This window comes from Pseudomonas sp. DE0010 (assembly GCF_007680745.1).
GTDB lineage: Bacteria > Pseudomonadota > Gammaproteobacteria > Pseudomonadales > Pseudomonadaceae > Aquipseudomonas > Aquipseudomonas parafulva_B.
The window spans coordinates 1-260 of sequence record NZ_VEJQ01000230.1 but is presented as its reverse complement, the minus strand read 5'-3'; the positions used below and the strand labels follow the sequence as shown (position 1 = coordinate 260).

1 pseudogene is annotated in these 260 nt (G+C 66.5%); it reads right to left on the bottom strand.

Annotated features, from left to right (window positions below):
• Positions 1-43: 43 nt before the first annotated feature.
• Positions 44-260 (bottom strand): annotated as a pseudogene (locus tag FS767_RS22350) (NADH-quinone oxidoreductase subunit N); the annotation flags it as partial.

Here is a 260-nt window from a genome sequence, read left to right as displayed (position 1 = left end):
CGACGATCCCCGCCGAAGCGGGGATCGTGGGCGACGTCCTGGATCAGAACACCGTCAGCTGCGCCAGTTGCAGCAGCGGCTGCGGATAGACGCCGAGGACGAAGGTCGCGATGGAAATGGCGATCAGCATCACGCCACCGGCGCGCTGACCCCAGTTCATCGGCGCATCGTGGCGCTGCAGGCCCTGCTCGGTCAGGTACAGGGTGACCATCACGCGCAGGTAGTAGAACAGGCCGATGGCGCTGCCCAGCACGATGGCC